Origin of the sequence: Amycolatopsis sp. cmx-11-32 (genome assembly GCF_047608695.1) — a bacterium.
Classification (GTDB): domain Bacteria; phylum Actinomycetota; class Actinomycetes; order Mycobacteriales; family Pseudonocardiaceae; genus Amycolatopsis.
In genome coordinates this window covers 286,111-308,130 of record NZ_JADNQN010000007.1, presented here as the reverse complement: position 1 = coordinate 308,130, position 22,020 = coordinate 286,111, and the positions used below count along the sequence as shown (strand labels likewise).

Annotated in this window: 22 protein-coding genes and 1 pseudogene; 5 read left to right on the top strand and 18 right to left on the bottom strand. The window is 69.0% G+C overall.

The features are described from left to right. Positions 1–38 precede the first annotated feature (38 nt). The 7 genes from menC to ACM6LR_RS23260 all read right to left on the bottom strand — a co-directional run bounded on the left by menC (position 39) and on the right by ACM6LR_RS23260 (position 6,529). Complete coding sequence (gene menC, locus ACM6LR_RS23290; protein ID WP_414941270.1) at positions 39–1,145, bottom strand: o-succinylbenzoate synthase; 1,107 nt, start codon at positions 1,143–1,145, stop codon at positions 39–41. Next, positions 1,142–2,026 (bottom strand): GNAT family N-acetyltransferase, encoded by an 885-nt coding sequence (locus ACM6LR_RS23285; protein ID WP_414941271.1) that lies wholly within the window; start codon positions 2,024–2,026, stop codon positions 1,142–1,144. The genes menC and ACM6LR_RS23285 overlap by 4 nt, the downstream gene beginning before the upstream one ends. A 31-nt stretch (positions 2,027–2,057) precedes the next feature. Next, positions 2,058–3,200 carry a M20 family metallopeptidase gene (locus ACM6LR_RS23280; protein ID WP_414941272.1) on the bottom strand — a complete coding sequence of 381 codons (1,143 nt, stop codon included), beginning with the start codon at positions 3,198–3,200 and terminating at the stop codon, positions 2,058–2,060. Next, positions 3,197–4,672: an amidohydrolase family protein gene (locus ACM6LR_RS23275; RefSeq protein ID WP_414944480.1), complete on the bottom strand. Its 1,476-nt coding sequence runs from the start codon at positions 4,670–4,672 to the stop codon at positions 3,197–3,199. The genes ACM6LR_RS23280 and ACM6LR_RS23275 overlap by 4 nt, the downstream gene beginning before the upstream one ends. A 343-nt stretch (positions 4,673–5,015) precedes the next feature. After that, positions 5,016–5,285 (bottom strand): family 1 glycosylhydrolase, encoded by a 270-nt coding sequence (locus ACM6LR_RS23270; protein ID WP_414944499.1) that lies wholly within the window; start codon positions 5,283–5,285, stop codon positions 5,016–5,018. Then, positions 5,285–5,677, bottom strand: a complete 393-nt coding sequence (locus ACM6LR_RS23265; protein WP_414941274.1) for a family 1 glycosylhydrolase — start codon at positions 5,675–5,677, stop codon at positions 5,285–5,287. Before ACM6LR_RS23265 ends, ACM6LR_RS23270 begins: the two co-directional genes overlap by 1 nt. Before the next feature lie 195 nt (positions 5,678–5,872). Beyond that, the gene (locus tag ACM6LR_RS23260; protein WP_414941275.1) at positions 5,873–6,529 is read right to left on the bottom strand and encodes a GntR family transcriptional regulator; all 657 of its coding nucleotides are present in this window, start codon (positions 6,527–6,529) and stop codon (positions 5,873–5,875) included. Between the two features lie 68 nt (positions 6,530–6,597). Here ACM6LR_RS23260 and ACM6LR_RS23255 point away from each other — a divergent pair, with 68 nt between their 5' ends. Further along, positions 6,598–7,029: a VOC family protein gene (locus ACM6LR_RS23255; RefSeq protein ID WP_414941276.1), complete on the top strand. Its 432-nt coding sequence runs from the start codon at positions 6,598–6,600 to the stop codon at positions 7,027–7,029. Here the strand turns inward: ACM6LR_RS23255 and ACM6LR_RS23250 are convergent. The 5 genes from ACM6LR_RS23250 to ACM6LR_RS23230 form a co-directional block, all read right to left on the bottom strand. Beyond that, on the bottom strand, positions 7,026–7,583 hold the full coding sequence (locus tag ACM6LR_RS23250; protein ID WP_414941277.1) for a MauE/DoxX family redox-associated membrane protein: 558 nt from the start codon (positions 7,581–7,583) through the stop codon (positions 7,026–7,028). The two genes, ACM6LR_RS23255 and ACM6LR_RS23250, sit on opposite strands and share 4 nt — an antisense overlap. Positions 7,584–7,586: 3 nt before the next feature. Continuing rightward, complete coding sequence (locus tag ACM6LR_RS23245; protein ID WP_414941278.1) at positions 7,587–8,015, bottom strand: S26 family signal peptidase; 429 nt, start codon at positions 8,013–8,015, stop codon at positions 7,587–7,589. Next, complete coding sequence (locus tag ACM6LR_RS23240; RefSeq protein ID WP_414944479.1) at positions 8,012–9,844, bottom strand: ABC transporter ATP-binding protein; 1,833 nt, start codon at positions 9,842–9,844, stop codon at positions 8,012–8,014. The genes ACM6LR_RS23245 and ACM6LR_RS23240 overlap by 4 nt, the downstream gene beginning before the upstream one ends. Then, positions 9,841–10,386 (bottom strand): TlpA family protein disulfide reductase, encoded by a 546-nt coding sequence (locus ACM6LR_RS23235; protein ID WP_414944478.1) that lies wholly within the window; start codon positions 10,384–10,386, stop codon positions 9,841–9,843. Before ACM6LR_RS23235 ends, ACM6LR_RS23240 begins: the two co-directional genes overlap by 4 nt. An 87-nt stretch (positions 10,387–10,473) precedes the next feature. Then, entirely contained in the window at positions 10,474–10,680 is a 207-nt protein-coding gene (locus ACM6LR_RS23230; RefSeq protein WP_414941281.1) for a hypothetical protein, read from the bottom strand. 209 nt (positions 10,681–10,889) lie between these two features. Between ACM6LR_RS23230 and ACM6LR_RS23225 the strand changes: the two genes are divergently transcribed. Further along, entirely contained in the window at positions 10,890–12,701 is a 1,812-nt protein-coding gene (locus ACM6LR_RS23225; protein ID WP_414944477.1) for a BTAD domain-containing putative transcriptional regulator, read from the top strand. A gap of 132 nt (positions 12,702–12,833) precedes the next feature. Then, positions 12,834–13,313, top strand: a complete 480-nt coding sequence (locus tag ACM6LR_RS23220; RefSeq protein ID WP_414944476.1) for a cupin domain-containing protein — start codon at positions 12,834–12,836, stop codon at positions 13,311–13,313. A gap of 3 nt (positions 13,314–13,316) precedes the next feature. Here the strand turns inward: ACM6LR_RS23220 and ACM6LR_RS23215 are convergent. Further along, positions 13,317–13,727, bottom strand: a pseudogene (locus ACM6LR_RS23215) (RidA family protein). Positions 13,728–13,828: 101 nt separating this feature from the next. Here ACM6LR_RS23215 and ACM6LR_RS23210 point away from each other — a divergent pair. Then, positions 13,829–14,221, top strand: a complete 393-nt coding sequence (locus ACM6LR_RS23210; protein WP_414941286.1) for a winged helix-turn-helix transcriptional regulator — start codon at positions 13,829–13,831, stop codon at positions 14,219–14,221. A gap of 260 nt (positions 14,222–14,481) precedes the next feature. On the opposite strand, the gene ACM6LR_RS23205 is transcribed toward ACM6LR_RS23210, so the two are convergent. After that, positions 14,482–15,333: a maleylpyruvate isomerase N-terminal domain-containing protein gene (locus ACM6LR_RS23205; RefSeq protein WP_414941287.1), complete on the bottom strand. Its 852-nt coding sequence runs from the start codon at positions 15,331–15,333 to the stop codon at positions 14,482–14,484. Positions 15,334–15,551: 218 nt separating this feature from the next. Here ACM6LR_RS23205 and ACM6LR_RS23200 point away from each other — a divergent pair, with 218 nt between their 5' ends. Continuing rightward, a complete protein-coding gene (locus tag ACM6LR_RS23200) occupies positions 15,552–17,000 on the top strand; it encodes a DHA2 family efflux MFS transporter permease subunit (RefSeq protein WP_414941288.1) in 1,449 nt (482 codons plus the stop codon). Between the two features lie 12 nt (positions 17,001–17,012). Here the strand turns inward: ACM6LR_RS23200 and ACM6LR_RS23195 are convergent, their stop codons facing one another. The 4 genes from ACM6LR_RS23195 to ACM6LR_RS23180 form a co-directional block, all read right to left on the bottom strand. Continuing rightward, a complete protein-coding gene (locus tag ACM6LR_RS23195) occupies positions 17,013–18,140 on the bottom strand; it encodes an acyltransferase family protein (protein WP_414941289.1) in 1,128 nt (375 codons plus the stop codon). Between the two features lie 57 nt (positions 18,141–18,197). After that, positions 18,198–19,592: an ATP-binding protein gene (locus ACM6LR_RS23190; protein ID WP_414941290.1), complete on the bottom strand. Its 1,395-nt coding sequence runs from the start codon at positions 19,590–19,592 to the stop codon at positions 18,198–18,200. Next, entirely contained in the window at positions 19,585–20,262 is a 678-nt protein-coding gene (locus ACM6LR_RS23185; protein ID WP_414941291.1) for a response regulator transcription factor, read from the bottom strand. Before ACM6LR_RS23185 ends, ACM6LR_RS23190 begins: the two co-directional genes overlap by 8 nt. A gap of 284 nt (positions 20,263–20,546) precedes the next feature. After that, positions 20,547–22,013, bottom strand: a complete 1,467-nt coding sequence (locus tag ACM6LR_RS23180) for an SDR family oxidoreductase (protein ID WP_414944475.1) — start codon at positions 22,011–22,013, stop codon at positions 20,547–20,549. Positions 22,014–22,020 lie beyond the last annotated feature (7 nt).

The window sequence follows — 22,020 nt, the reverse complement described above, 5'->3', positions numbered from 1 at the left end:
CCGATCCGACCAAATCTAACCCCGGAATTCGTAGCGCGCTACGAAGCGATCCACGCTTTCGCCGTAGTGACCTCGTCCAGCAGATGCGGGATCGGCGTGACGCCCAGACCGGGCCCGGTCGGCACCGGGAGATGTCCGGACTCCAGCACGAACGGTTCGGTGATGTCCGTGCGGTAGAACCGGCCGGACGCCGACGTGTCACCCGGGAGCGTGAACCCGGGCAGCGACGCGAGCGCGACGTTCGCCGCCCGGCCGAGACCGGTCTCGATCATCCCGCCGCACCACACCGCGACCCCGTGCGCCGCGCAGACGTCGTGCACGCGGCGGGCTTCGAGGTAGCCGCCCACCCTGCCCGGTTTGATGTTGACGATCTGGCAGGCACCGAGCTTGATCGCGTCGGCGGCGGCCCTGGCGGACACGATCGACTCGTCGAGGCAGATCGGCGTCCGGATCCGCTTGGCCAGTTCGGCGTGGCCGAGGACGTCCTCCTCTTCGAGCGGCTGCTCGATCAGCAGGAGTTCGAACGGGTCGAGCCTGGCCAGCAGCGGCGCGTCACCGAGGGTGTACGCGGTGTTCGCGTCGACCTGCAGCAGCACGTCGCCACCGAAGCGTTCCCGCACCCGACGCACGGGTTCGACGTCCCAGCCTGGTTCGATCTTCAGCTTGATGCGGACGTAGCCCTCGTCGAGGTAGCCACCGACGACGTCGAGCAACTGCGGGATCGAGTCCATGATCCCGACCGAGACCCCGCAGGCGACGGAGTCACGAGTGGACCCGAGTTCCGCCGCGAAGGACCGTTCGTGCGCGCGGAGTTCGGCGTCGAGGACCGCCATCTCCAGCGCGGCCTTCGCCATCCGGTGGCCCTTGAACTTCGCCAGCAGCGGCGTCACCTTGTACGCGGTCACGTCGCCGGCGGCCAGCAGCGCCGGGATCAGATGGTTCCGCAATACGTGCTCGGCTGCGTCGTTGTACTCCGACGAGTAGAGCGGCGCCTCCATCGCGACGCATTCGCCCCAGCCCTCGCCCGCCGGGGTCACCGCGCGGACGAGCAGCAGCTCCCGTTCCGCCTGCGTCCCGAACGACGTCCGGAACGGGGCCACGAGCGGCATCCGGACCCGGCGCAGTTCCACACCGCTGAGTTTCACGACTGCTCCTTCGAGATCACGTACCAGCCGGCACGATCGAAACCGGCGACCTTGGCGTTGTCCGCCATCAGTCCGCCGAGGACTTCGCGCAGGGCGACACGCCACGCGTTGCCGCGACCGGGATCGGTGCGGCGTAACCGTTCGACGTCCGGAGGGACGGCGACGAGCACGGTAGGTGTGTCGGCGGACCCGATGACCGGACCGCCGTCGGAGTCGACCGAAAGTGCCTTCGCCGCGTTCAGCGCTCCCGCGTCGATCAGGACCGGTTCACCAGCGGCGGCGGCGCGGACGTCCGGGCTCGTCAGGTCCCAGCCGATCATCAGCCGGTCGGTGTCGCCAGAGCCGTTGATGCCGTCCTCCATCGGACCGTAGAAGTCGGGCAGGTAACCGATGGGCCGCGCGCCGAGCTTCCCCAGGTTGAAGTAGGCGTTGCGCCGCACCAGCGGGTCGAAGGTCCAGGTGATCAGCGAGACGTCCTGGAGCAGCGCCCAGCCGCGCTGGTGCAGTTTGAGCGCGGCACCGATCCCCCGGCCCGCGCCGGCGTCGGCGACCCCGGCGATGTGGCTGTGCAGGCTCGCCTTTCCCGGGTTGCCGAAGAAACCGAAGCAGGCACCCAGGAGTTCGCCGTGATCGAACGCCCCCGCGACGTAGTTCCCGGCCGTGGACATCGCCCGGAGCAGTTCCGTGCTCACCGGCCGGGCGCCGGGCGCGAACTTCCAGATCGACTCGAACAGGCCGACCACCGCTGCCAGATCGGCGATTTCGGTGAGTTCGCGGATTTCGACGCCCGAAGCCACGGCCGCGGCCCGCGCGGCGGCGACGGCTTCGTCACGCACCTCCTGGGAAGCCAGGCTCTCCGTGTTCGTCGCGAGATTCGTCACGGGACAATCCTTTCCCGGCTCGGCGGCCGAGTCACTGTCGTGCCGTACCAGATTCGCCGGCGGGATTCGTCGCGCCGGACGGACCCCGCTTCGCGAGGACGTTTTCCACGAGCGCGGCCAGCAACGCGGTGCGACGCGGCAATTCCGCGACGACGACGTGTTCGTGATCCGCGTGTGCCCCGCCGCCGACGGCACCGAGGCCGTCGAGGGTGGGAATACCCATTCCCGCGGTGTAGTTGCCGTCCGAGGCACCGCCGACCGACGCGGAGATCAGTTCACCGAGGCCGAGTTCGCCCGCCAATTCCCGAGCCAGCGCGAACAAGTCCGCCGAGGAGCCTTCTTCCAGTGGCGGCCGGTTGATCCCACCGGTGACGCGGACCTCCGCACCGTCCAGTACCGGCCGGAGATCCCGCATGGCCCGGTCGACCCGCAGTTGCTCGGCCTCGTTCCACACGCGGACGTCGACAGCCACGCTCGCGGCCGCCGGGACGGTGTTCACCGTCGTTCCCGCCGAGACGACCGTCGGTGTCACGCTCGTACCGGCTTCCGGATCGGCGATCGCGGCGGCCGCGATGACCTGGTGCGCGATCTCGATCCCCGCGTTGATCCCCTTCTCCGGTTCGAGCCCGGCGTGCGAGGCGCGGCCGATGACCTCGATCCGATACTGGGAGACACCTTTGCGGCGGCATTTCAGCGCGCCGCCGTCTGCCGAGGCCTCCAGCACGAACGCCGCGTCGCAGCCCGCCGCCGTCTCTTCGATCAGGGCGCGGGAAGACGGCGAGCCGATCTCTTCGTCGCCAGTGACCAAAATGGACAGTCCGGCACGGTCGGGAACCGTTGCGGCGGCGTGAAGCGCCATCACGACCCCTGCCTTCATGTCGAAGCAGCCAGGGCCGCGCAACACACCTTCCCGCACGGTGAACGGGTGAGTCTCCAGTGAACCGTGGGGCCACACCGTGTCGTGGTGACCCAGGAGCAGCACACGAGAGGGTCCGTCGCCGAACCGCCAGCGCAGATGGGTGACGCCGGCTACGACGATCCGCTCCGGTTCCACGCCGAGCAGTCTCCGGCCGACGCTCGCGACCACCTCGGCGCTGCGAGCGACGGCGTCGTGATCCGAAGACGGGGACTCACACCGGATCAGGGTCTCGATGTCTTCGAGCAGTTCGCTCATCGCGGCTCACCCCGCAGCGGCTCGCCGGGGAAGGCGTCGGTGCGCAGGTTTCCGTCGGTGACCACCGCAACGCCCGAAACGAACAGGTGCCGGACGCCGACGGATGGCCTGATCGGGTCGAAGTAGGTCGCCGCGTCGGTGATGACGTTGGGGTCGATCACGACGATGTCGGCGTCGGCTCCGACCTCGAGCCTGCCCTTGGCCCGCGCGGCAGGGGCGACCTCGTCGAGGACGCGCGCGGGCAAGTAGGAGCAGCGCCGGAACGCCTCCAGCCAGGTCCACGCCTTGCTTTCCCGCACCATGAGGCGCAATGTCTTGGCGTACGTCCCGGCCGTACGCGGATGCGTCGCACCACCGGGCGGCAGCGGCCATTCGGTGCTCTCGCTGGTGCCGTCCTTCCAGTACACGGGCAGGGCGTCGCTGGCGACGATGGCGTCGGGGAACACGAGCGCCTGACGCAGCAGTTCGAGATCGCGGGGGTTGCCCTCGTCGAGGAACTCCAGAATGCACGGCGCACCCGGTTCCTCGGCACGCACCTGTAGCAGGCGTCCCTCGTCGGCGATCCGCTCACCCGACTCCAGCATGATCACGCTGGACGGCGAGAGTCCCTTCATCTTCAGTCGCTCGGGCGACAGGAAGGCAGCGCCGATTCCCGTGCTGCCCGCGCCGTACGGATAGGCCTCCACGGTCACCCTCGACCCGGCCGAACGGCTCGTCTCCAGCGCGGCGAGCACCCGATCGATCTGGTGCCCGGACGTGCTGTTCACATGGCAGTGGTGCATCGCGGCGCCGGTCTCGGCCGCGACGATCGCGATCTCCTCAGAGCCGTCGACGGGCGTCGCGGGGTCCACTTCGACCAGTTCCCGGACGTGCGTGTAGGTCGGTGCCCCGGCTTCCTTGGCGAGCCGGGCGAGAGCCACGAACTCACCGGGGTCCGTCAGAGGCGCGTAACCGAGCAGCACACCGACGCCGAGCGCGCCCGCGGCCAGCTCACCCTCCACAAGGGACAGCCACGCCTTCAGTTCGACGGGCGACGAAGACCTTTGCCAGGCAGGGTTCCCGAGCACCGCGAGACCGCTGTCGATGTTGGCGTCGGGCTCGATCCCGGCGAGCACCTGTGCCCTGGCGGAACCCCACGATGCGGAAAATCCGTAGTGCAGCGGACGTCCGGCCGCGGCGGCCTCGGCGTACGCACGCTCGATCGGCATCAGCCCGGCTTCGAGATCGAGCGCGGTGGTGACGCCGTCCATCGCCTGCAGCCGCTGGCCCGCGATGGTGTGCACGTGACTGTGCAGATCGATGAAACCCGGTCCGACGACGAGCCCGGAGACGTCGATCTCCGTGTCGCCGGGCCGCGCGGGCAGCCCCTCCCCCACCGCGGTCACCTTCCCACCGGATACCAGCACGTCGGCCGTGCCGTCGAACCCTGTCGCCGGATCGATGACACGGCCGCCACGCAAGAGTGTCCGCATGCTTCGCCTCCTAGATCGCCTCGTTCATGGCGACCCTAGGAGGTTTCACGGGACGTCCGTTCGTAGCGGGCGACGAATCCGCGCCGTCGGATCCATCCGCCCGCACGAACGGCTTGGGGCGGTCAGGACCAAGAGTGCCTGCTGTGTCGCGAAAGCCACTTTCGGGACATCAGACGTCGCGAAAGTGGCTTTCGCGACACCTGGCCCGCCCCGACGTATCTGAGCGTGGCTCGAAGCCGGCGGGCAGGCAGACGCCCGTCCTTACCACTCACGAGCCCCTGCGGCCGTGGTGCTCCGCGATGATCTCGGCGTACCGGTGGCCACTCGCCTTGACCGTGCGGAGCTAGGTGTCGTAGTCGACCCGGACGAGCCCGAACCGCTTGCTCAGCCCGCTGTCCCACTCGAAGTTGTCGAGCAGCGACCAGGCGAAGTATCCCTTCACCGGAGCGCCGGCTTCGGCGGCCCCGGCCACCGCGCTCAGGTGTTCTTCCAGGTAGGCGATGCGGTCGGTGTCATCGATCGAGCCGTCCTGCGCGACCTTGTCGTCGAAGGCGGCGCCGCTTTCGGTGACGTAGATGGCCCGGGCGCCGTACTCGTTGGCGAGCCGGTGGATCAGGTCCGCCAGCCCCTCCCCGTGGATCTCCAGCCCATCGCGGTGGTGGCGGCCCCCTCGACCGGCACCTGCCGGGCGCGCGGCACGGGACCGTTCGGGGCGTCCTCGACGACGGGCGGAAGTAGTAGTTCAGCCCGTGGTAGCCGACCGGAGCCGAGATCACCCCGAGGTCGTCCCCGACCACGGGCGGCTCGACGCCGTAGACCCCCGATCATGTCCGCCGGATAGCCGCGGCCGTTCGACGGGTCGAGCCACCAGCAGTTGACGTGCCCGTCCATCCGGGCCGCCGCCTCGACGTCCTCGATGGAGTCCGACGCGGGCTCGATGCCGCTGAGGTTGACCACCAGGCCGATGTCGGCGGGCTCGGCGGCGTTCGCGCTGATCGCCTGCACGCCGAGGCCGTGTGCCAGCAGGAGGTAGTGGGAGGCGTGGACTCTTATTTCAGAGCTTGAGTTAAGCCTTGGTCCACCTTGCCGTCAAGCCCCGAGCGGCCAAATCGTGCCGAGTGATCTCACGTGAGCGAGTACCGGGTCAGCCCGCTTCTCGCGGGCGATCATCGCAGACGCGGGCCACCCCGCGCCATGACTTCATTTCCCGGTGAGCACGTCCAGTGCCTGCCCGCGATGCGCGGCGAACAGTTCCAGGGCCTTTTCCCCGTCTCGGGCACGAAGAGCCGACGCCAGCCGCCGGTGCTCCGCCGGGACGCTCGCGAGGTAGCCCTCGGAGTTCACGCCGATCCGGGTCAACAGGAACAAGTGCACCTGCGACCGGATGGCCTGCCAAGCCTCGACGAGCCGCCGGTGCCCGGAAGCCGCGTAGACCGCGTCGTGGAAGTCGATGTCACAGCGCACCATCTCGTGCTCGTCGCGCGCCCGGTCCATCCTCTCGACGACCGCGTCGATCGAGGCCAGGTCCGCGTCCGAAGCGGAAGCGACCACCAAGCGGACGGCGAGTTGTTCCAGCGCCGAACGGAGACTGTCCAGCTCGGCGACGTCCACATCGGACAGCGTCGTGACGATCGCGCCGCGGTGCCATTCGCTGCGGACCAGGCCCTCGCGCTCCAGCTTGAGCAACGCTTCGCGCACCGGGCCGCGGCTGACGCCCAGCGCCTCCGAAAGCTCCACCTCACGCAGCTGGGCGCCCGGCCGGTACGCGCCACCGAAAATGGCGTCCCTGACCCGGTCGGCGACCTCGTCGGCCAGTCCTCGACGACGGGCGGGCACCACCCGGCCGGGTTCGCTCATCGTCATCCTCCCTCGGAAAGGCTCGATCGTAGCGACCCACCACTTTGTCTTAATGTTAACATTCGGACATGACTGTCCTCGACTCCCCCATCCCGCGTTTCCACCTGGCCATGCCCGTCGACGATCTGGCCGCCGCGCGCACCTTCTACGGCGAAGTCCTCGGCCTCGAACAGGGCCGCAGCTCCAGCTCCTGGATCGACTGGAACCTCCACGGCCACCAGTTCGTCACGCATCTCGCCCCGGAACGGCCGCAGCGGAGCCACAACCCCGTCGACGGCCATGACGTGCCCGTCCCCCACTTCGGCCTGATCCTCACCGTGCCGGAGTTCCGGAAGCTGGCGGACCAGCTGCGCGCCGCGGGCACCCAGTTCGTCATCGAACCCTATGTCCGGTTCGAGGGCCGGACCGGCGAACAGTGGACGATGTTCCTGCTGGATCCGGCGGGCAACGCGCTGGAGTTCAAGGCCTTCGCCGACGACTCACAGGTCTTCGCCGCTTAGGTGTGCCGCACCGGCCCCGCGAACAACTCCGCCAGATCGTCGAACCGCACGACCGCCACCGCGCCCACCGCACCCACGGCGGCGGCGAGGCCAACGGCCGCCGGATCCGCGCCGTCCGCCCCGGACACCGCGACGGCACCGGCCAGCGCGACCAGCAGCAGGAGCGCGTTGCGCACCACGTGCCGGTGTGCGAGCACCGTGCGCGCCGGACCGAAACAGCGGCACACCGCACCGGTCCGGCGCGCCACCGCCCGCCACACCGCCACGGTCAGCACCCCGAACAGCCCGGCCGCGAGCACCAGCCCCGCCAGTGCGAGCCAGCGGCCCGCGCCGGTCGCCGGCAGAGCGGCGGCAGGCAGCAGCGAAGCCGCGATCACGAACTCCGCCGCCAGGGTCATCCCGGCGAACGGCCGCGTCCAGCGCGCCGGGATCCCGAACGCGGGCACCGACGCCACGAACTCCGCGTAGGCGGCTCTACCCCGCACCTTGCTGACCGCGGACACCAGCAGAACGAGTCCACAAAGGACCATCGCGGACACGGCGACGTACGTCATGACTCACCTCTGACCGATCGGGCGGAGCACGACGCCGATCAGCGCGTCCTCCGGGATGTAGCCGAGCCGCCGGGAATCGTTGCTGCGCGCGGGGTTGTCCCCGAGCACCAGCAGACTTCCCGCCGGGACGACCGTGCCGGGAACCGGGATCCGCGACGGCACCGGGTCGCCCGGCACCGCGACCGCGCGTTTCACCAGTCGTCCGGCGGTGGGATCACCGGGTTTGCCGGGCCCGCCCTGCACGACGACGACCTGCCCGGTCCGCACCCGCTCCAGCCGGGACCGCCGCACCAGCAGCCGGTCACCGGAAAAATAGGTGGGCTCCATGCTCACCCCGCGTACGGTCACCACGATCAGCCGTCGGCGCAGCGTCACCAGCCATCCGACGACGGCGACGACCACCACAGCCGCCGCGAGCACCACATACGTCACTGGGACACCACCTCGTCGTAGCCCGAAGCCTGCAGGCGGAACAACCGCGCGTATTCCCCGCCCGAAGCGATCAGTTCGTCGTGCGAGCCGAGTTCCGCGACCCGGCCCTCGGCGAGGACCGCGATCACGGCCGCGTCCCGGACCGCGCCGAGGCGGTGCGAGATCAGCACACTGGTCGCGCCTTCGCGATGCCGCCGAAGACTGCTGTGCACTTCGTGCTCGGCCTCCGCGTCGAGACCCGAACTCGGTTCGTCCAGGATCATGAGATCCCGCCGGTCCCGCAGGAACGCCCGCGCCAGCGCGAGCCGCTGCCACTGTCCGCCCGAGAGCAGGACTCCGGTCTCCGGGTCCTCGCGATCCGCTTCGTCGAAGAACATCCTGGACAGCAAGGTGTCGTAACCGCGCGGCAACCCGGCGACGATGTCGTGGGCTCCCGCGCGTTCCGCCGCCGCGGCGACGCGCTCGCGATCCTCCAGATAGGACACGTCACCGAGACCGATGTTCTCCGCGGCGGTGAGGTCGTAACACATGTAGTCCTGGAAGACCGCGCCGATCCGCGCGCGCAGGTCCTCGACCGGGACGTCCCGCAGATCCACGCCGTCCCAGAGGATCGCGCCGCGCTCCGGGTCGTAGAACCGGCACAGCAGCTTGACCATCGTCGACTTCCCGGCGCCGTTCAGCCCGACCAGCGCCAGCGACCGCCCGTGCGGGATGGTCAGGTTCACCCCGCGCAGCACCCACGGCTGGTCTTCGGCGTAGCGGAACCAGACGTCGCGCAACTCGATACCCGCACGCAGCCCCGGTAGCCGCCGGGGTTCGGCCGGGACCGCGAGGTCCGGGCCCTGCGACTCGATCTCCTCGTAGTGGTCGAACAGCAGTGTCGAGTGATGCGCCGAAGCCAGCCGGGAAACCAGGCTCTGCAACGCGGACTGCACCCCGCCGACCGACGCCACGAAGATGGCGATGTCACCGAGCGAGAGCTTGCCGGTGGCGGCCAGCCACACCGCCCAGATCAGGCCACCGGCCGAGACCGCCGCGGTCAGCCCGGCCAGCAGGCCCTGCATCCGCGCGTCGCGGCGGTCCTGCCCTTCGACGACGGCGTGCGCGGCGGTGAGCTCGACGAGCATCCGCCGCCGGAAGAGGTCGCCGAGTCCCAGCAGTCGCAGTTCCTTCGCGGCGTCCAGGCTCGCCAGCAGGTCGGCGTAGAACACTTCACGTCGTTCGGTGGGCGCGATCGACCACATCACCCGCGCCCGCGCCCGGCTCAGCCGCAGATGCGCGAGCAGCGCGGGCACGGCCGCGGCCACTACGATCACCGCCATCCCCGGATTGATCACGAGCAGGGTCCCGAGGAATCCGGCCAGCGTGATCACCGACTGGAGCGAGCCGAGACCGTCGTCGACGAGCTGACCGGGCCCGCTGCGGCCGGTCTGCTGGGCTAGACGGAGTTTGTCGCGGAAGCGCGGGTCCTCCATCCTCGCGATCCCGGCGAGCCTCCCCATGGCGCGGTAGAGCCGGTCCATCGTCACGACGGCGACCAAGCGGTCCAGCCGCTGCTTCAGGTACTCGGTCGCGACCGGGAGGAGTCCCGCCAGCAACCCGGCGACCGCCAGCGCGACCGCCCACGGGAGCAGCGCCTGCCAGACCTCGCCCGCCGCCAGCCCGTCGAGCAGGACCTTGGTGCTCCACGCGGTCGCGATCGGCACGACACCGCCGAGCAGCGACAGCCCCACATACAGCGGTGTGCCCACCGGGGCGGCCCGCCGGGTGAGACGGATCGCCGCCGTCAGCAGGCTCAGGACCCGGCGGGCGCCGAGGGAGGTGTTCACCGTGCGGCCGGCACCGGCAGTGCCGACATCTCCCACCCGCTGGCCAATACGGTCCGGTCGCCGTCGACCAGGCACAGCGCGGGATACCCGGAGGCACCGAAGGCCTGGTGCACGACACCGCCGTCGGCCTCGCGGATCACCTCGGCGACCTCGCCGAGACGGACGACCATGTCCGCCGTCTCCGCTTCGCTCCCGGAGGCGATCGCCAGCACCTTGCCTTCGAAACGGGTGGCGTACTCGATGAACTGGGGCATCCGCTCCTTGCAGGGCTCACACGCCGGTGCGAAGAAGCCGACGAGGGCGCGGGTGCCGTCGATGTCCGCATTGGACAGATCGGCCCCGCTCACCGTGGCGGCGGTGAAGGTGCCGATGGTGGCACCCGCGGGCAGCGCGATTTCCGGGTCGAGGGGGGCCCGCTGCTGTTGCACGTTCTTCAAGGTCTCGTTCTGCTCGCGCAGCCTCCTGATGATGCCGAAGCTGAGTAGCAGGTCCAGCACACAAAGGAGTCCGACGAGCACGACGGCGGCGGTCAGGATGGCCATGGTGTTCTCCAGTGGAGGAAGAGGGACGGACAGGGCGCCGTGGACGGCGGCCGGCGTTCGCACGCCCGCCGCCGCCACGGGTGTCGATCAGCCTCCGCAGATCCGGAAGGCGTAACAGGGCCCGCAGTATTCCTTGCAGGCACCGTTCGTCGAGCAATTGCGACGGAAGTCGCTGCGCTCGCGGCAGTAGCAGTGCTTGTAGTACGGGTCCGGCGGGCAGCCCGCGCCCACGTCGGCCTTGGCCACGAACACGCTCAGCAGCTTGTCGCTGAAGGTTCCCAATGTTTTGCGCATGTTCCGCGCTCCTCACTTCCTCCGAGCCGGACGGCGTCGGCAGCGCCCAACGTAGGAAAGGCCGGTACACGAACGTGGATAGCGCCGATACACGCCCGCGTGTATCGGTTGTGCACCCGACGCGAAGTGAACGTCCGGCAAAGTCGAGGGTGATAGAACTGCCTTGAGGGGTCTCACGTTTCTGTCTCCAACTCTCGGGAGAGGTGTGAGTGTCATCGATCGAGTTCAGGGTTCTGGGGAGGCTCGAGGTACACACCGAAGGCGGGACGATCGCGCTGGGTTCGGCCAAACAGCGCAATCTTCTGGCCGTATTGCTGCTGCATCCGGGCCGAACAGTCCCGATTCGCAGGCTGATCCGGACGTTGTGGGGAGACGAGCCGCCGCTTTCGGCGGTCGCCAACCTGCGCACCTACGCGAACCGGCTCCGAGGGGTCTTACCGGGGGAACGCATCTCCGGTCGCGCGTCGGGTTACGAAATCCTGTTGCGCCAAGGAGAATTGGATCTTCACGTGTTCGCCGAACGGGCCGGGGCCGGCCGGGCGGCGCTCGCGCGTGGTGACCACGCCGCCGCCGTCCGTCATCTCGGTGAAGCACTTTCCGCCTGCCGTGGCGCGGTGTTGGAAGATCTCTCAGACAACGACGCGCTCGCCGGTTCGATCGCACCGGTGGAGGAACTGCGGCTATCGGTCGCGGAGGACCATCTCGACGCCCGGCTGCGTCTCGGCGAACACCGGGAGGTGATCGCGCCGCTGCGCGAGTTCGTCGCCGAACATCCGTTGCGAGAGCGGCCTTGGGCGCATCTGATGACCGCCCTGTATCGATCCGGTGATCCCGCCGGGGCGCTCGCCGTCTACACGGACTGCCGTCGCGTGCTCGCCGACCGGCTCGGCCTGGAGCCGTCACCGGAGCTGGCGAAACTGCACCGGGCGATGCTGGACCGGGATCCGGGGCTGGCCACGGTCTCCCCCGCACCGGTCACCGCTGTCGGCGATCCGGCACCGAAATTTCTTGTGCCACAGGAGCTTCCGGTGCGATGTCAAACTTTCGGCGGCCGGGCGGGCGACGCCGCAAACCTGGCCTCGTTGCTCATCGGGCCGGAGCGGTCCTGGCCGAAGGTCGCCGTGGTCCACGGTCCCTGCGGGATCGGCAAGAGCGCGCTGGTGCTGGAGGTGGCACACCGGGTCGGTGCCCGGTTCCCGGGTGGACAGTTGTACGTCGACCTCAGCGTCGACGGTCCGGCTTCCCGGGTACCTCCCCGGTTGCTGCGGCATCTCGGCGTCCCGGCGTCCGACATCCCGTGGACACCGGACGAGGCCGCCGCCGTGCTGCGTTCGCGTCTCTCCCATCGGGCGGTGCTCCTGGTGCTCGACGGTGCGACCGAGTCCGCGGCGCTGCGCGCGCTCATCCCGGCGACGGGATCGTGCGCGGTACTGATCACCAGCCGCTCACCGCTGATGCTGGACGGCGCGGAGCACGTCGCACTCGGCCGTCTGTCCGATGAGGATGGCCTCGACATCCTCGCCAGGGTCGCGGGCAGGTCCAGAGTGGACGCGGACCCCCGCGCGGCAGCCGAGATCGTCCGGCACTGCCACGGGATCCCGGCCGCGTTGAGGATCGCGGGCACGATACTGGCCAACCGGCCGACACGGCCGTTGTCCTGGTTGGGGCACCGGCTCGCACCGGAGGAGAGCCGGCTGGACGAACTGGGGTTCGGCGGGGAATCGTTGCGTGCGCTGTACCTGTCGGCGTTCCAGCCGATCGCAGCGGGCAAGGATCCGCTGGCGGCGTCCGCGTTCCGGCTGCTGGGCAGGCCGGGTTTCGAAGTGTGCCGCACGGACCGGGCCGCCGCAGCCCTCGGCGTCTGCCCCTTGAAAGCCGAAGCCGCGCTGGATCGCCTGGTCGACCTGGGCCTCGCCGAATGGGGCGAAGAGGACACCTACCGGTTGCCACCGCTGATGCGGTTGTTCTCGGCCGACCTGGCGGCGGCCGTCCCGGCACACCAGTCCGCGCTGGCCTGGTGAGTTCCGCACCGATCGATAATCCACAGGTTATCGATCGGTGCCGTTTCCCGTGTTGATCAAGGCGGGTTCCCCGGGAGAAGCTGGGTCCTGTCAGCGAGCCCGCTGAACACGGAAAACCAAGGAGACGCCACCATGTTCGACCCCATCCTCCTCCGGGCCGCCGACGCCGAGATCGTCAGCGACGCGCCGGGCAGCGACATCACCCTGCTGGCCGACTCGGACACCACCGACGGGGGCTTCACCGCGAACCGCGCGACCCTGAAGGACGGTGTCTTCGGTACCCCGGCCCACTTCCACACCCGCGCGACCGAGTTCTTCTTCGTGCTCGAGGGGAAGCTCCAGGTGCTCGTCGACGAAACCCTGCACACGCTGGAGAAGGGCGACTTCCTCGCCGTGCCGCCCCAGGTGCCGCACGCCTTCGGGCCCGCCGCCGGCTCGGACGCCGACGTCCTGGTGACCTTCACGCCCGGCATGGCCCGCTTCGACTACTACCGGCTCCTCGGCCGGGTCGCCCGCGGCGAAGCCGACCCCTCGGAGATCGCCGCGTCCTCGAAGCAGTACGACAACCACTACGTCGACAGCCCCCTCTGGCGCGCCGCCCGCGGTCAGTGAGCTTCAGTCGATGACCGCGGTCGCTTCGACCTCGACCAGGTGCTCGGGCACGTCGAGCGCCGCGACGCCGATCAGCGTGCCCGGCGGGACCGGGGTGCCGCCCAGCCTGGTGGCGGCACCCCGGTCCACGCCTTCGAGGAACGGCGCTAGTTTGTCCGGGGTCCAGTCGACGACGTAGACGGTCAGCTTCGCGACGTCGTCGAAAGTGGCACCGGCCTCGGCGAGCGCGGTGCCGATGTTCAGGTAGCACTATTCGACCTGAGCAGCGAGGTCGCCTTCGCCGACAGTGGCACCTGTGGCGCCCTAGGCGACCTGTCCCGCGATGAAGACCAGCTTCAACCCGGTCGCGATCGAAACCTGCCGGTAGGCGGGGATCTCCGGCAGCCCCGCGGGATTCACCAGAGTGATGACCATGCTGTCGTACTCCTTGCATCGGTCACTTGTGGTTACCCAGAAACTGTAGGAGAGTGTGCGGCGACCTGGAAGAACGCACTTTCTCGTGACTGGGGAACCTGATGGTGACCAAGCAGCTCGACGGTACGGCGGACGACGCGGATCTGACGCGGGCGGACTCGCTGGCGCGGGAGATCTTCTCCGACGTCGCCAACAAGTGGGCGCTCCTGATCATCGAGATGATCGGCGATCGCACACGGCGGTTCACCGAACTGCGGAACGACATCGAGGGCATCAGCCACAAGATGCTCACCCAGAACCTGCGCATGCTGGAGCGCAACGGCCTGCTCGAACGGACCGTGCATCCGACCGTGCCGCCGCGTGTGGACTACACCCTCACCGAGGCGGGGCACGGCTTGCGGGCGACGGTCGACGGGATGTGCGACTGGACCCACCGTTTCCTCGGCCACATCGAAAGCTCACGTCGCCGGTTCGACGCGCCTGTCAACGGTTAACGACCTGGCCAGGCGGTTGTTCGTCGCTGCGTGAGGCTGACGATGGTGGAATGGGGACGTTGAGTGTCCCCACTCCTCCATCATCGTGGGGTCACACCGGCTCAACGTCCCGAATCCTCCCTACTCGACCCTGGCAGGCACCAGAAACGTCAAGCCCGGACTACCATCAGCCGCGCCGACCAGCAGCCCTGCGACTTTGCCGAACCCTGCGCCCAGGCACAGGAAGGGCCTTTGCGTACTGGGCGCTGTGGACCACTTCCTCAAGGTAACCGGACAACGCGCAGGAACGCGGGCAGCACCCAAGGCCTGCGCCCACTCACCACGATCTTGCGTGTCAGCGCGGAACGCGCCCTGCCGACCCGGTGGAAGAGCATCAGGTTCAGCGACGGCGGATCGAACGAGATCCGCGCGTCGACCGGGCCGCCGGGCTCCTCGACCGTGACCCGTCCCCGGTGCAGCACCAGCACGACCGGAGTCGTGTACGCCGACCGGAAGGCCACGGCGATACGCCTTTCCCTCGGCGGTTCGTCGGTGTCGAGCAGGTGTCCGATGTCGTGGGTCAGCACGCCCACCAGGAAGAGATCGAAGAACAGCGCCGCGTCACCCGGCGGGATCGTCCACGGCAGTTTCACCGCCTTGGCGATGTCCCAGCCGTGAATCTGCAGTTCGTTGACCAGGTGCGCGAGGACGCCGGCCAGCGGCACCTTCGAGTCGCCGAGCCAGTCCAGCGGGGTCGCCGGATCCGCGTCCTCGGTCACTCGCAGTACCTCGTCGATGGCAGCGAGCAATTCCGCCGTCAGCACGCCGAGGTCGCGTTCGGGAAAGTCCTTCAACACCAAGGTGTTCAGCACGGAAACCGTATCCACAGTGGTCTTTTGGACCTGACCCTGCGCGCGGGCGTCCAACAGCGGGGCCGCGTCCGGCCGCACCATCGAGCTGTACATCTTCGCGATCAAGACGACGTGCGCGACGGTGTCGGCCACCGTCCAGTCCGCGGTGACCATCGCGTCCGCATCCGGAACGCGGGACACCATTTCGGCGAATCGCGCACCCGTCACTCGAAAGGCTCGCCTCGCCGATCGCCATTGATCCGCCGTGATCTCTCTGGCCACAGCGCGATTTTACCGTGCTACGGCCGAAAATCCGTTCGCTTCCGTGCTGTTCCGATATCCGCTCACAGCGAAGTGACCGTACTCACTACGGAAATCGACGTGACACGCACCGACCGACCCAGGCAGACTGAACGACAGATCAGCTCGCCTTCGCTGTCACCGTTGCCGGCGCCGGAGGCGGCCCACGCGGACAGCGCCCTTCCAGGAGCCCCACACAGATGACCGAGACCATGCCCGAAACCACCCATGACCAGGAAAGAGCACCGGCGCGCGCCGGGCTCCTGATCGGGGTCCTGGTTCTTTCCGCGTTCGTGATGATCCTCAACGAGACGATCCTGAGCGTCGCGCTGCGTGACCTGACCGTCGACCTCCAGGTCCCGACCACCACCGTGCAGTGGCTGACCAGTGGCTTCCTGCTCACCATGGCGGTCGTCATCCCGATCACCGGGTTCCTGCTCGAACGGTTCACCCCGCGTCAGGTCTTCATCGCTTCGCTGACCTTGTTCAGCCTCGGCACCCTGGTGAGCGCGGTCGCGCCCGGCTTCGCCCTCCTGCTGACCGGCCGGGTCATCCAGGCGTGCGGTACCGCGGTCATGCTGCCGCTGCTGATGACGACGGTGATGCGCCTCGTCCCGGTGGAGAAGCGCGGCGCCACGATGGGCACGATCACCATCGTCATCGCGGTCGCCCCCGCCATCGGCCCGACCATCGGCGGCGCGGTGCTCGCCTCGCTGGGCTGGCGCTGGATGTTCTGGATCGTGCTGCCGCTCTCGCTCGCCGCGCTGGTGGTCGGCATGCTGCGGCTGCGGCTGGACAGCGAAACCCGCAAGGTGCCGCTGGACGTGCCGTCGGTGATCCTGTCCGCCGTCGGTTTCGGCGGCGTGCTGTACGGCCTGTCGACGTCCGGTGAATCGGCGGGCGGACACCAGCCGGTGCCGCCGTGGGTGCCGATCGTCGTCGGGGTCGTGGCGCTCGTGGTGTTCACCTGGCGCCAATTGCGCCTGCAGAAGGAAGACCGCGCGCTGCTGGACCTGCGCCCGTTCACCCACCGCAGTTTCGTCGTCTCGCTGGTGCTGACGGCGCTGCTGTTCATGTGCCTGCTCGGCGCCGCGGCGATCCTGCTTCCGCTGTACCTGCAGACCGTCCTGCACACCAGCACGTTCGTCAGCGGGCTCGCGGTGCTTCCCGGCGGCCTGGTCCTCGGACTGCTCGGCCGCCCGGTCGGCGCGCTTTACGACCGCTTCGGCCCCCGGCCCCTCGTCATCCCCGGCGCGGCCGCGATGGCGGTCTCGCTGTGGCTGTTCGCCCTGCTCGGTGCGGAATCACCACTGGTCGCGGTCATCGCCATCCACGTCCTCCTGATGGGTGGCCTCGGCCTGATGATGACACCGCTGATGACCGAGTCCCTCGGTTCACTGCCCGAAAATCTCTATTCCCACGGCAGCGCGATCCTCGCCACCCTGCAGCAGCTCGCCGGTGCGCTCGGCACCGCCTTGTTCATCGCGGTGGCGACGGCGAGCACGGTGACGGCCGGGGCCGCCAGCCCCGACTCGACGGGTATCCGCACCACCTTCATGGTCGCCGGCTGTGTCGGACTGGCCGCGTTCGTCGGTTCCCTGTTCGTCAAGAAGAGCAGCGGTGCCGGAGCGGTGACCGCGCACCACTGACAACGGACACGCTCACCGCGCGCCCGCCGTGGCCTCCGCCGGAGGCTCGGCGGGCGCGCGGCGTTCGATGACCTTCCGGCCGTAGGCGATGGCGGGCTGCTCGACCCACCGGCGCAGCGCGCAGGCGAACAGCAGGGCGACACCCGTGGTCGCGGCGGCCTTGGCGAGCCCGCTGGGCAGCAGCCAGCCCGTCACCCCGGCCGCGCCGGTCTGGGCGAGGTAGAGCGCGTAGGACCGATCGCCGACGAAGGCCATCGGCCTGCTCGAGAGCAGTTTCCGGACCGGCCCCGGCGAAACGACCGCCACGAGCAGCAACGCCGAGCCTGCCGCGTACACCGGGACCACGAACTGCCAGTGCCCGCCGAGCGCCTTCGCCAGCGGTCCGACGGAGAACTGCAACACGACGAACCCGCAGCCGATCACCGTGGCGACGATGGGACTGGTCAGCGGCCGGACCAGGGCGAACCCGCGCGGATGGTGCAGCGTCATCGCCAGCAGGCAGCCGATGACCAGCGAGCAGTAGTGCACCGAGAGGCTCGCCCAGGTGTGCGACGGCGCCAGCGGCAAGGCGAACAGCACCACCCCGAGGACGGCCGAAACCCCGAACAGCAGGCGTAGCGCCGTCTTCCCGCTTCGCGCGAACGAGGTGAGCACCAGCAGCGCGGGCCAGACCAGGTAGAACTTCTCCTCCACCCCGAGCGACCACGACGTCGGATAGGGCGTGTTGAAGTCGACGAGTTCGTTGCCGAAGACGAGGTAGTACGGCATGGCGTCGGCGAGCCTGCTGCTCTGGTAAGTCCCGCCGAGTAGCACCGCGAGCGTGGTCAGCGCCAGGAGCAGGAAGTACACCGGCATGATCCGGAAGACCCGGCGAACGTAGAACGCCCGAAGCGAGATCCGGCCGGTGCGGCCCTCTTCGCGAAGGGCCAGCGTGGTGATCAGGAATCCGGACAGCACGAAGAACAACTGCACGGCGATCCAGCCCTGTAGGCGGCCCGTGACGGGACCGCCGTAGTGGAAGAACACGACGGCCACGGCGGCGAGCGCGCGCACCCCGGTGAGACCGGGAAACCAGGACGAGGCCAGGTAGTCGGTGTGGCTGAGCGGCTGCCACCAGGAGCGGCGCGAAAGGTCGGACATGGCCCGTAGGTTCGGGCCCGGACGCTGAACCGAAGCTTAAGGAAGCTGAAGACGTCTTCAGCTTCGCGTTTCCGCCGACGGCAGCCGGACGACGAGGCGGGCGCCACCGTCGTGGTCGGCGACCGCCGCGGTGCCGCCGTGGGCGTGCGCGATGTCGGCGACGATCGCCAGGCCGAGACCGGCGCCACCCTCGTCACGAGCGCGCCCGTCGTCCAGCCGCACGAACCGGTCGAACACCCGCTCACGATCCTCGGCGGGGATCCCCGGCCCGTCGTCGGTGACGGTCAGCACGCACATTTCGTCTACTGTGGACAGCGAGATGACGACGCCGGTACCGGTGTGTCGTTGCGCGTTGTCCACGAGGTTGCGGAGCAGCCGTTCCAGCCGTCCCCGGTTCCCGAGGACCATCGGCTTCCCCTCGATGTCCGCCCGCACGCCCTGTCGTCCGGAGAGGCACGATTCGACCACTTCGGACAGTCGTACCGGCGTGAGCCGTTCCGGGCCGGAGTTGTCCAGTTTGCCGAGCAGGACCAGGTCGGCGACGAGATCCTGCAGCCGGGTGATGTCGAGCAGCGCGTTCCCGCAGGCGTCGCGCCAGTCCATTCGGTCCGGATGCGCGAGCAGTACTTCGAGTTGCGTCCGCAGAGACGCCAGCGGTGTCCGCAGTTCGTGCGACGCGTCGGAGGTGAACCGGCTCTGGCGCGTGACGGCGGTGTCGAGACGGGTGAGCATCGTGTTCATGGTCTCCGCGAGCTTCGCGATCTCGTCACCGCTGTCCGGCGCGGGGACCCGGCGGGAGAGGTCGTGCGCGCCGATTTCCGCGACCTCGGACCGGATCGCCTCGACCGGACGCAGCGACCGGCGGACCGCGAGCCACGCGATCACGCCGATCAGCAGCGCGATCACCGGAACGCCTGCCAGCAACGTCATGCGGACCGAGTCGAGCGCCGCCTGGCCGGATTCGTCGACCATGGCGGCGGCGTAGATCGAATACTTGCTGTCCCCGCTCGTCTCCGCCGCGACGTGCAGCCGGGTCTCGGTGATTTCGACGTCGCGTCCGAGAAGCCACTGACAGCCGACAGACTCCTTCATCGCCAGGTCGACATCGCCGGGCCGGAGGACCGACACGGAGTCACCTTGGTGGAATCCGTCAACCGGGGCGATCGAGCCGTGCCGCAGGCCGGGGCAGGTGACCATCCGCTTGCCGTCGCGGCTGATCACCTCGTAGGCCGAGTCCCGGACGAGCGTCAGCAGCTCGGCAGGCTTGGCGCCGGTGTTGAGCAACTGGACGATCGCGGCCGCACGCTCCCGCGCCACCTGCGCGGCGCCGTTCTCCAGCCGGTTCTGGGCGTCGACGACGAGCCACGCCGAAACAACCCCGAGCGCCAGGATCGACGTCACGAACGACGTCAGCGCGACCCGGAAGCGGGTCGACCGCAGCACCTCAGGCACTGGTGGCCACCACGTGATACCCGGCGCCGCGTACCGTCCGGATCGTCTCCACCCCGAACGGCAGGTCGATCTTGCGGCGCAGCGCGCTCATGTGGACCTCCACCAGGTTCGCGGTCGCCGACGCCGCGAAATCCCACAGGTTCTCCAGCAGTTCCGCCTTGGTGACGACCTCGCCCGGCCGCCGCATCAGATACGCGAGCAAGGCGAACTCCTTGGTGGTCAAAGAAATCTTGGCGGCACCGCGGCGGCAGAGGTGGCTCGCCTGGTCGAGTTCGAGGTCGCCGAGCCGCAGCGTGCCCGGCCGGGTCGCTCCCCCGCGCCGGATCAGCGCCCGGAGCCGGGAAAGCAGCACGCCGTAGGAAAACGGCTTCGGCAGGAAATCGTCGGCACCGGTGTCCAGCGCTTCGATTTCGTCGTCCTCGCCGTCTTTCGCGGTCAGCATGAGGATCGGGGTGGCGTCGCCGCGCTCGCGCAGCCTCCGGCAGACGCGGTAGCCGTTGAGCCCGGGCAGCATGATGTCGAGGATCATCGCGGAGTACGGATTCTCTTCGGCGTACCAGAGCGCGTCGCGGCCGTTGTGCGCGACGTCCACGGCGTAGCCCTCGGCACTCAGCCCCGCCCGCAGTGATTCGGCCAGCCGCCGCTCGTCCTCCACGAGCAAGATCCTCATCCGCTCACGATCCCATACGGCCGGGCAGGAATACCCTCCTGGCACGGTGAACCCGCTGCCACCGTCCGATCATGCCCGCCGACCGCCGCCGCGGATCGCTTCTCATGGCATTCGCCGCCGCCTACCGCCTCAACGGGGGCAGGACGGATCAAAGGTGGCGTCGGGTGAGAGGTGTACGGAATAGAGACGTCGAGTGTCCCTACTTCCACACAGTGCGGGACGCGGTCCGGCAGCGGGACCGGTCACCGGCACCGCGCTCGAACACGACACCTCTGCCTTACTTCTCACGAGCCGCCGGCTTCTCCTTGCGCCGCGCCGGTGATGTTGCGGACCATACCGCCGAAGACGACGCCGTGGAACGGCGCGATCCCCTTCCAATACGCGTGCCCGGCGAGTCCGCGCGGCTCGAACACCGCCCGCTGCCGGTAGATCGTCCCACCGTCCCCATCGGACTCGACGCTGAGTTCGAGCCAGGCGCGCCCCGGCAGTTTCATCTCCGCCCGCAACCGCAACATATGCGGCCGGTCCAGGTACTCGACGCGCCACCAGTCCAGGGCCTCGCCGAGATGCAGTCGCCGCGGATCCCGGCGTCCGCGCCTCAACCCGACACCGCCGGCAAGCCGATCGGCCCAGCCGCGGATCGACCACGCCAGCGGGAACGAATACCAGCCGTGTTCCCCGCCGATGGATTCGATGACGTCCCACAGTGCCTCCGGCGTGGCGTCCGTCCTTTGCTCGCGCTTGTCCTCGTAAACGGTCCCGCCCGCCCAGTCCGGATCGCTCGGCAGCGGATCCGACGGCGCGGATCCGGTCGAGGCGTCGGACCAGCGGGTCGGCACGTCGGCGTTACGGATCCTGGTCAGCGCCAGTTCGACGGCCTGTTCGTAGTGGGTCAGGCCCGCTTCCGGATCGGGGATGTGCTCGGCGATCGCCTGGTCATGGCAGACCACCTCGTGCACCAGCGACTCGATCAACGGTACCGCGATCGACTTCGGCACGGGCGTGACCAGGTTGACCCACTGAGCGGACACCCACGGCGTCAGCACCGGCACGGGGACGACGGCTCGCCTCGGCAAACCGGCGACCACGGCGTAGCGGCGCATCATGTCCAAATAGGTCAGTACGTCGGGGCCGCCGATGTCGAAGGCGCCGTTCACTTCCGGCGGCAGTTCGGCGGCGTGCACGAGGTAGTGCAGCACGTCCCGGATCGCGATCGGCTGGATGCGGTTGTGCACCCACCGCGGGGTGATCATCGCCGGGAGCCGCTCGGTCAGGTAGCGCAGCATCTCGAAGCTCGCCGAGCCCGAGCCGATGATCACCGCGGCCTGCAGGACGATGGCGGGAACCCCGGAATCCAGCAGGACCCGGCCCACTTCGGCCCGAGACGCCAGATGCGGCGACAGCTCCTCGTCGTCCGGCACGATGCCGCCCAGGTAGACCAGCCGCCGCACGCCCGCCGTCTTCGCGGCCTCGGCGACCGTCCGCGCCGCCTCCCGGTCGATCTCCACGAAATCCTTGCGCGTCAAGGAATGCACGAGGTAGTAGACCACCTCGCCATCGGTCAGCGCGGCTTCGATCGAGGCCGGATCGGTGACGTCGCCGCGTTCGACCCCGACGCGGTCACGCCAGGGCTCTTCGGCGACCTTCTCCGGGGAACGCGCCACCACGCGGACCTCGTGGCCCGCCTCCAGCAGATGCGGCACCAGCCGTCCACCGACATAACCCGTCGCACCGAGCACCACACATCGCATTCGCCCG

Coding starts and splice junctions, on each gene's coding strand:
- ACM6LR_RS23235 (WP_414944478.1), bottom strand. CDS start 10,386: ATGGCCATCCTGACCGCCGCCGTCGTGCTCGTCGGACTCCTTTGTGTG.
- ACM6LR_RS23255 (WP_414941276.1), top strand. CDS start 6,598: ATGACTGTCCTCGACTCCCCCATCCCGCGTTTCCACCTGGCCATGCCC.
- ACM6LR_RS23210 (WP_414941286.1), top strand. CDS start 13,829: ATGGTGACCAAGCAGCTCGACGGTACGGCGGACGACGCGGATCTGACG.
- ACM6LR_RS23280 (WP_414941272.1), bottom strand. CDS start 3,200: ATGAGCGAACTGCTCGAAGACATCGAGACCCTGATCCGGTGTGAGTCC.
- ACM6LR_RS23180 (WP_414944475.1), bottom strand. CDS start 22,013: ATGCGATGTGTGGTGCTCGGTGCGACGGGTTATGTCGGTGGACGGCTG.
- ACM6LR_RS23250 (WP_414941277.1), bottom strand. CDS start 7,583: ATGACGTACGTCGCCGTGTCCGCGATGGTCCTTTGTGGACTCGTTCTG.
- ACM6LR_RS23220 (WP_414944476.1), top strand. CDS start 12,834: ATGTTCGACCCCATCCTCCTCCGGGCCGCCGACGCCGAGATCGTCAGC.
- ACM6LR_RS23230 (WP_414941281.1), bottom strand. CDS start 10,680: ATGCGCAAAACATTGGGAACCTTCAGCGACAAGCTGCTGAGCGTGTTC.
- ACM6LR_RS23185 (WP_414941291.1), bottom strand. CDS start 20,262: ATGAGGATCTTGCTCGTGGAGGACGAGCGGCGGCTGGCCGAATCACTG.
- ACM6LR_RS23260 (WP_414941275.1), bottom strand. CDS start 6,529: ATGAGCGAACCCGGCCGGGTGGTGCCCGCCCGTCGTCGAGGACTGGCC.
- ACM6LR_RS23195 (WP_414941289.1), bottom strand. CDS start 18,140: ATGTCCGACCTTTCGCGCCGCTCCTGGTGGCAGCCGCTCAGCCACACC.
- ACM6LR_RS23200 (WP_414941288.1), top strand. CDS start 15,552: ATGACCGAGACCATGCCCGAAACCACCCATGACCAGGAAAGAGCACCG.
- ACM6LR_RS23275 (WP_414944480.1), bottom strand. CDS start 4,672: ATGCGGACACTCTTGCGTGGCGGCCGTGTCATCGATCCGGCGACAGGG.